Source organism: Mesorhizobium sp. M7A.F.Ca.MR.362.00.0.0 (assembly GCF_004023175.1).
In the GTDB taxonomy this organism is placed as follows: Bacteria; Pseudomonadota; Alphaproteobacteria; order Rhizobiales; family Rhizobiaceae; genus Mesorhizobium.
The window spans coordinates 1-6,022 of record NZ_RZTF01000246.1 but is presented as its reverse complement, the minus strand read 5'-3'; the positions used below and the strand labels follow the sequence as shown (position 1 = coordinate 6,022).

At 62.7% G+C, this 6,022-nt stretch carries 7 protein-coding genes (1 of these 7 cut by a window edge); 3 read left to right on the top strand and 4 right to left on the bottom strand.

The window, feature by feature from the left end; all coding sequences use genetic code 11:
* From EOC06_RS24960 to dhaL, 3 genes are all read left to right on the top strand, one after another.
* Positions 1–445 carry the 3' end of a four-carbon acid sugar kinase family protein gene (locus EOC06_RS24960; RefSeq protein ID WP_128309040.1) on the top strand. The gene continues 887 nt to the left of window position 1, outside the view, so 445 of the gene's 1,332 nt are visible here — the last part of the coding sequence; its start codon lies beyond the left edge, outside the window; the stop codon is at positions 443–445.
* Positions 446–575: 130 nt separating this feature from the next.
* Positions 576–1,583, top strand: a complete 1,008-nt coding sequence (locus EOC06_RS24955) for a dihydroxyacetone kinase subunit DhaK (RefSeq protein ID WP_127269790.1) — start codon at positions 576–578, stop codon at positions 1,581–1,583.
* Positions 1,584–1,610: 27 nt separating this feature from the next.
* On the top strand, positions 1,611–2,252 hold the full coding sequence (gene dhaL, locus EOC06_RS24950; RefSeq protein WP_128309039.1) for a dihydroxyacetone kinase subunit DhaL: 642 nt from the start codon (positions 1,611–1,613) through the stop codon (positions 2,250–2,252).
* Positions 2,253–2,277: 25 nt separating this feature from the next.
* On the opposite strand, the gene EOC06_RS24945 is transcribed toward dhaL, so the two are convergent.
* The 4 genes from EOC06_RS24945 to EOC06_RS24930 are packed head-to-tail and all read right to left on the bottom strand — an operon-like array spanning position 2,278 to position 5,996.
* The gene (locus EOC06_RS24945) at positions 2,278–2,715 is read right to left on the bottom strand and encodes an RpiB/LacA/LacB family sugar-phosphate isomerase (protein WP_013533067.1); all 438 of its coding nucleotides are present in this window, start codon (positions 2,713–2,715) and stop codon (positions 2,278–2,280) included.
* A 33-nt stretch (positions 2,716–2,748) separates the two neighbouring features.
* Positions 2,749–3,516 carry a triose-phosphate isomerase gene (locus EOC06_RS24940; protein WP_128309038.1) on the bottom strand — a complete coding sequence of 256 codons (768 nt, stop codon included), beginning with the start codon at positions 3,514–3,516 and terminating at the stop codon, positions 2,749–2,751.
* Positions 3,517–3,573: 57 nt separating this feature from the next.
* The gene (locus EOC06_RS24935) at positions 3,574–4,512 is read right to left on the bottom strand and encodes a sugar phosphate isomerase/epimerase (protein WP_128309037.1); all 939 of its coding nucleotides are present in this window, start codon (positions 4,510–4,512) and stop codon (positions 3,574–3,576) included.
* Positions 4,512–5,996 (bottom strand): glycerol-3-phosphate dehydrogenase, encoded by a 1,485-nt coding sequence (locus EOC06_RS24930; RefSeq protein WP_245470032.1) that lies wholly within the window; start codon positions 5,994–5,996, stop codon positions 4,512–4,514. The genes EOC06_RS24935 and EOC06_RS24930 overlap by 1 nt, the downstream gene beginning before the upstream one ends.
* Positions 5,997–6,022 lie beyond the last annotated feature (26 nt).

The window sequence follows — 6,022 nt, the reverse complement described above, 5'->3', positions numbered from 1 at the left end:
CCCGGTCGAACTGGTTTCGGAGGCTTCGCAGCAGTCGATCACGCGCGCAACGGCAAGCGGCCGTGCCAGTCTGCAAGCCGGGCGCAGCGTCATCCTCTACACCGCGCTTGGTCCCACTGCCGACAGGGGCGCCGAAATCGACCGGCAGGAAGGCGCCCGCCACAGGCTTGGCCGCGGACTCGGAGAAATCCTTCGCAGCCTGACGATCGAACAGAGCCTGCGGCGCGTGGTCATTGCCGGCGGCGATACGTCGAGCCACGCGCTGGGCGAGATGGGTGTCGATGCCCTGACAATCCGCATGCCGCTGCCCGCTTCGCCGGGTTCGCCGCTCTGCGTTGCTCACGCGCGCGTCAAGGCGATCGACGGCTTGGAGGTCGCGCTCAAGGGCGGCCAGGTCGGAACCGATCGCTATTTCTCAGCCATCCGCGACGGCCTCGGCGGTTGAAACAACTAACGCCTACGTCCAGGTGATAGCCTGCGGGAACACCTCTGCGCACGAAATGCTCCTTGCCGGGTGGAAATCCCGGTAACACCCGGTATTATCTGCGAAAATGCCGAAATCGGGAGGATGCCGGGTGCAGACCAAGAAGATCATCAATGCCGGCAACCGCGCCGTCGACGAGATGCTGGAAGGCATCCTGGCAGCCCATCCCCGCCATCTCAAAAGCGTGGAGGGTAGCCCACGCTCCATCATCGCCTGCGACGGACCGCGCCAGGGCAAGGTGGGCCTCGTCATTGGCGGCGGCTCGGGCCACGAGCCGAGCTTTCTTGGCTTCGTCGGCAAGGGATTGGCCGATGCGGCGGCCATCGGCAATGTCTTCGCCTCGCCACCGCCGGACCCGATCCTCGAATGCGCAAAGGCAGTCAGCGGCGGCGCCGGCGTGCTGTTCATGTACGGCAACTATGCCGGCGACGTGATGAATTTCGACATGGCGGCCGAGATGGCCGCCATGGACGACATCGAGGTGCGCACGGTGCTGAGCACCGACGACGTCGCCTCGGCACCGCGCGACCAACGGCACAAGAGGCGCGGCGTCGCCGGCAATTTCTTCATCTTCAAGGCGGCCGGTGCCGCCTGCGACCGGATGCTGTCCTTCGACGAATGCGAGCGCATCGCCGGCAAGGCCAACGACCACACCTTCACCATGGGCGTGGCGCTGTCGCCCTGTTCGCTGCCGCAGACCCGCCGGCCGAATTTCGAGATCGGGCCGGACGAGATGGAGATCGGGATGGGCATCCATGGCGAGCCGGGCATCGCGCGCGAAAAGTTGAAAACAGCCGACGAGATCACCGACGAGATGCTGGACAGGATCCTCGACGAGATGGCGCCTACGCGCGGCGACAAGGTCGCGGTGCTCGTCAATTCGCTGGGCTCAACGCCGCTGATGGAACTCTACATCATGAACCGGCGCGTGAAGCAGAGGCTCGATGAGATCGGTGTGTCCATACACGCAAGCTGGGTCGGCAATTACTGCACCTCGCTCGAAATGGCTGGTGCATCGATCACGCTGCACCAACTCGACGGCGAGTTGCAGACGATGCTGGATCACCCCTGCGACTGCGCCATGTTTCGCGCCGGCTAAACCCACTTCTGTGGCAAGGACTAAGATATGACGACAATCGACACCGCCCACCTTGTCGCGATGTTCGCGGCGATCGCAACCGCCATGTCCGCCGACAGGGACCGACTATGCGCGCTTGACGGGGTTATCGGCGACGCCGACCACGGCATCGCGATGGAGCTTGGATTTTCCGCTGCACGCGATGCAGTCGCCGCACTGGACACTGGGGCCACCGACCCGACCAGCTTGCTGAACACCGCTGCCAAATCGTTCCTGAATGCCGTCGGCGCCTCCTCCGGGCCGCTCTATGCGACCGCGTTCATGCGGGGCGCGGCAGCCGTCAAGGGCAAGACGACGCTCGACGATTCGGACGTGGTCGCCCTGTTCCAGGCTATGGCCAAGGGCATTCAGGATCGCGGCAAAGCCGAGCCTGGCGAAAAGACGATGATCGATGCATGGGCGCCGGCTGCGCAGGCAGCGGGCGAAGCGCTGACCTCCGGCAAGGATCTGGCGGGCAGTCTCGAAGCTGCTGCACAAGCGGCAAATGCAGGCGCGGAGGCGACTAAGTCGATGGTCGCCACGAAAGGCCGGGCATCGCGCCTCGGCGAACGCTCGCTTGGCCACATGGACCCGGGCGCCGCCTCCGCCGTAACCATGATCGAGGCGATGCGGGTCGCCTTGACCAGTTAACTCAGTAACGGGTTCCCCGCGTTTTTCAGCGCTTGGCGTCGAGCTTGTCGATGGCCTGCACGTTTGTGGCGGAGGGGCCATTCGGATCGAACTCCGAGGCTAACCATGCGTCGGCGATCGATTTCGCCAGTTCGGGACCGATGACGCGGGCGCCCATAGTGATGATCTGGGCGTTGTTGGACTTGGCGGCGCGCTCAGCGGAATAGGTGTCGTGGGTCAATGCGGCGCGAATGCCCGGCACCTTGTTGGCGGAGATGCTGACGCCAATGCCGGTGCCGCAAAACAGGATGGCCCGGTCGTAATTGCCGTCGAGAATTTCGTGGCCTACCGAGGCGGCGATGTCGGCGTAGAATCCGGCCTGGCTGAGGTCGACGACCTGCAGTTCGGGTTTGGTGGCGAGATGCTTGGCGATGACGTCGAGCAGCGGCTTTCCGGCACTGTCGGCTCCGAGTGCGATCTTCATGATGATGAACTCCTTTGCTAGGTCTTTTGGCAGTCAGCGCGCGATGGCGGCCGACGCCTTTTTCAGAATGTCGATATAGCCTTCCGCTTGCCACGCCGAGCGGCCGATGAACAGGCCATCGATATGCGGCTGGCCGATGAGTCCGGCCGCGTTGCCTGGATTGACGCTGCCACCATAAAGCACAGGTGGAGCAATCGGCAGCCGGTCGGCAGCAACCTTCTTGATCAGCTGTTGCTGTCTGTCGGCATAGTCGGCGCTTGCGGGAATGCCCTTCTCACCGATTGCCCAGACGGGCTCGTAGGCAAAGAGGATTTCCGCCTTCAGTTGATCGCCGCTCAGCTCTTGCAGCGCGCCGAGAACCTGTGCCGTCAGCACCGCCTCGGCGCGGCCTGATTCACGCTCAGCCAGCGTCTCGCCGACGCAGATCAGCGGCACGAAACCGTGCCTGACTGCGGCCGCCGTTTTCAGTCCCACAGTCGCATCCGTCTCGCCGAAATGCTCGCGGCGCTCGCTATGGCCGAGTTCGATCACATCCAGCCCGCAGTCTTTCAACATCACCGGCGAAATCTCTCCCGTCCAGGCGCCCGCGTCGGCCCAATGCATGTTCTGGGCGCCGATCTTGACGCGGGTGTCGGCCAGCGCCGCCTTGACCTGGCGCGCTGCGGTGAACGGCGGAATGACGAAGGGCTGTATTGCCAGATCGAAATCGGGCACAAAGGCCGCCAGCGCATCGGCGAACTGCAACGCCTCCGACAGCGTCTTGTTCATCTTCCAGCTCGTGCCGACCCAATATGGGGCCATTCTTCTTCTCCTTCGATACTTTTGCGGCCGAAGCCGGCTTTCGGGCGACGTATTCGCTCAGGTCCGGGGCTTGAGACTGTCGCGACCGCTGTCGATATGAGGGGCCCAGAAATCCACCGACTCGCGGATCATCTCGATAACCTGATGGTCGACTGGTTCCCTCTCCCTGAAGGAAAGTTCAAGGCAAATTTCATTGTCGGTTCCACCGCCCTGCCGAACCGCGTCCAGCAACTTCTGCGGCACTATGCGGCCGTCCTTGTTGTAGGCGGCCGTGAACGGCCAGTGCCCGCCCTTGTTCATGGAAGACTGCTTGATGTGGATGATCGGCGATTGCAATGGAAACGCTTTCGCCCAAGCATAGGGATCGGTATCGGCAGGATCGGCCGAGGTCACGTCGCCATGGTCGATATCCACCATCATCTTCATCGGTATGGGCAGCTTCGCCGCATCGATGGCGCCTTGCAGCGTGGCGCAGCTTTCGATCGTGTGGCCGAACTCGCGGCCGACCGACATCGGCTCCCAGAACAGGTATGTCAGACCCGCCGCCCTGGCGTGTTCGGCCACCTCGCGCCAGCATTCGAGCGCGATATCGAGAAGCACTGCCTGCCGTTGCGGATCGTCAAAGTCCTTGTAGGTGAAGATGGCGAACTGCGTGCCCATGCCCGACGCACCGAGTTCCGCGGAAATGTCGGCGAAGGTCTTGAACCAGTCGACATAGTAGCGCCGGACATCCGCATCCGGATGGCCGAAATGGTTGAGCCGGCCGTAGGGTCCGGTCATGCCGGAGGTGATCCTGACACCGGTCCGCGAAAGTGCGCCGTTGAACAGGCGCAGGAATTTGGCGATGGTCGCCGCTGGCCAGCCCGGATTGACGAATTCATGCGTCAGCTGCACGTCGCGGATGCCGATGCCATAGGCGATCGCGTCGATCAGATCGTCCGGATCGGCGAAACGGTTGACCAGTGGATTGGTGTTGAGGGAAAGCGTGAAGGCCATCAGTCTGCCGTCGCCATGATGTTATCGAACCAGTCTTCGAATGCTTTCCGCTCGGCCGCATTGAGATGCAGGCCATGTTTGGTGCGGCGTTCCAGAATATCGGCTGATGTGCCGGCCCATTCGGTCTCGGCCAGGAACCTTGCCTCCCGCTCATACAGGTCGGGACCGAAGCGGCGGCCGAGATCCGCCTCGCGCTGTGCGCCAGCGAGCAATTGCCTGGCGCGGGTGCCATAGCTTCGCGCGTAATGCTTCACCAGCGACGGGCTGAGCCATGAAAACTCGGAATGCAGATCGCTCAGGAACTGCTCGAAGTCCGCATTGGGCAGGTCGCCTCCCGGCAAGGGAATTTTGGCCGTCCAGGCTTTCTTCATCATCGGAAAAAACGGCTGGATCTTTTCCAGCGCGTGTTCCGACAGCTTGCGGAAGGTGGTGATCTTGCCGCCGAATACCGAAAGCAGCGGCGCGTTGCCGTTGGAGGCGTCGAGTTCGAAAATATAGTCGCGCGTCACCGCGCTTGGATTGTCGGCATTGTCGTCATAGAGCGGACGCACGCCCGAGAAACTGTAGACCACGTCCTGTGGCGTCAGCTGCCGCTTGAAATAGCGATTGACCACCTTGATCAGATAGTCGACTTCGCTGGCCTCGGCGACCACTTCCTCGGGCCTGCCTTCGTAGGGAATGTCGGTGGTGCCAATCAGCGCCAGATCGTTCTCATACGGATTGACGAAGATCACCCGCTTGTCGTTGTTCTGAATGAGATAGGCTTGCCGCCCCTCCCAGAATTTGGGCACGACGATATGGCTGCCCTTCACCAGACGAACATTGCGGGTGGAATTCTGGCCGGCGACGCGGCTGACAATGTCGTTGACCCAGGGGCCTGCCGCGTTGACCAGCGCCCGCGCCCGGACCTTCGTCACCGAACCCGTGCGACCATCCTGCATGTCGATCGACCACAGTCCGTTTTCGCGGCGGGCCGCGACACAGGCGGTGCGCGTGAGCACTCTGGCACCGCGCTGCCGGGCATCCAGGGCGTTGAGCAGCACCAGGCGCGCATCGTCGACCCAGCAGTCGGAATATTCGAAACCGCGCTTGAACTCGTCCTTGATTGGCGCGCCTTCCGGCGCAGTCTTGAGGTTCAGTGTTCTTGTCCCCGGCAGGCGTTTACGGCCGCCAAGGTGGTCGTAGAGAAACAGCCCGAGCCGGACCAGCCATGCCGGCCTGTCTTGCGGGCTGTGCGGAAGAACGAAGCGCATCGGCCAGATGATGTGCGGCGCCGCCTCGAGCAGCACCTCGCGTTCGATCAGTGCTTCGCGAACCAGCCGGAATTCATAATATTCGAGGTAGCGCAGGCCGCCATGCACCAGCTTGCCGGAGCGCGAGCTCGTGCCTTGCGCGAGATCGTCCTTTTCGCACAGGATGACGGACAGCCCGCGACCTGCCGCATCACGCGCTATGCCGGCTCCATTGACGCCGCCGCCGATCACGAAGAGATCGACGACATCTGCTGTAT